Source organism: Ralstonia sp. ASV6, from assembly GCF_016429285.1.
Taxonomy (GTDB): domain Bacteria; phylum Pseudomonadota; class Gammaproteobacteria; order Burkholderiales; family Burkholderiaceae; genus Ralstonia; species Ralstonia flaminis.
This window is the reverse complement of the sequence record NZ_JAELUI010000305.1, coordinates 1-1,463: the sequence shown is the minus strand read 5'-3', so window position 1 is coordinate 1,463 and position 1,463 is coordinate 1. Positions and strand designations below refer to the sequence as shown.

Sequence of the window (1,463 nt, the reverse complement as noted above, 5' to 3'; positions counted from 1 at the left end):
GAACCGCCCCGGTCTCGCTTGGAAGGACGCTATGAACCAATTCGCTATCCTCTATGCAGATCGATTCGTTCGACCGTCCGTGTGATTCTCAACCCCAGCCTTGAACACGGAAATCCTGACACTCCCGAGCACCCGGCACGCGGGCGTTGCCCGCAGGCCATCAATGGGCCGCCGACGTGGCCGCCTGTCCGTCCGCTGGGGCGGGCTCATGCCGGCCACCCATCCGCCACAGCACCACCGCCACCACATGGCACGCCGCTGCCGCCCACCCCAGCATGCCCGGCCCGCCATGGGCCAGTGCCAGCGCCCCCACGCTCGACCCCAGCGCAATCCCCACATACACCGCAGATGCATGCAGCGACAGCGTGATCGGCGATACGTCTGGTGCCAAGCGGATCAGCCGGGTCGCCTGTGCCGGCCCGAAGCCCCAGCCCGCCATGCCCCACAGCACAACCGCACCGATGGCGACAGCGCCTGCCACCGAGCCATGCAGCACCTGGGCCGATAGCGACAGCACCGAGAACGCCAGCACGATGCCCACGCTGCTCACCGCCAGCACGCGGGCGACGCCTGCGCGGTCCGTCATGTGCCCGCCCAACCCGGTGCCCAGCGCTGCGAAACTGCCCACCAGAAACAGCACGATGCCCACGTGCTGCGGCGCAAAGCCCAACCCCTGCACAAAGAACGGCGCGACGTACGTATAGAACGTGAAGCCGCCTGCGGCCCACAGCGCGGACACCGCCAGCGCACCGAGCATGCCGGGCCGGCGCGCCACGCTCAGGCGTTGGGCCAGCGTGGTCACGCTGTGCGGCAACGCACGCGGCAGGCCGAACGCGAGGCCCGCCGTGGCGAGTGCCGACAGCACGCCGCACGCCACGAAGGTCGAACGCCAGTCGCCCTGGGCCGCAATCCACGCACCCAGCGGTACGCCCAGCGCCACCGCCACCGTACCGCCGCCCGTGATGATGGCGAGTGCCGAGCCACTGCGTGCGGCTGGCACCAGCGAGGTCGCCACCGCATTGGCGGTCGGCAGGAACACGCCTGCGGCCAGCGCCAGCAGCACGCGCGCCGCCATCAGCTGCCCGAAGCTGTGTGCACCAGCGGCCAGCAGGTTGCCCGCCGCAAAGATGGCCAGCGCGCAGATCAGCACGCGGCGCCGGTCGACGTTGCCGAGCAGCGTCGCCATCACGGGCGAGCCCACGGCGTAGGTGACGGCAAACACAGTGACGAGCTGCCCCGCCGCCGGCACGCTCACGCCCAGGTCTGCGGCCAGCACCGGCAGCAGGCCGGCAATCATGAATCCTTCGGTGCCGATGGCGAACGCGCCCAGGCACAACCACCACAGCGATGCCGGCATGGTCGGCTCCTGTCAGAAGAGGAAAGCGGGAGGAGGGGCGGAGCCTGTGGCTCCGCAGGGGACTAGAGCGCGGTAGTGTCGGCGGTCTGGCCGAACAGCACGCGGC

General features: G+C 70.2%; 1 protein-coding gene. It reads right to left on the bottom strand.

Going from position 1 to position 1,463, the window contains the following annotated elements; translation table 11 throughout:
- Positions 1 to 160: 160 nt before the first annotated feature.
- Entirely contained in the window at positions 161 to 1,357 is a 1,197-nt protein-coding gene (locus tag JHD73_RS27695) for an MFS transporter (RefSeq protein WP_199033328.1), read from the bottom strand.
- Positions 1,358 to 1,463 lie beyond the last annotated feature (106 nt).

Excerpts from the sequence above, each read along its gene's own strand:
- JHD73_RS27695 (WP_199033328.1), bottom strand. The coding sequence starts at position 1,357 with ATGCCGGCATCGCTGTGGTGGTTGTGCCTGGGCGCGTTCGCCATCGGC.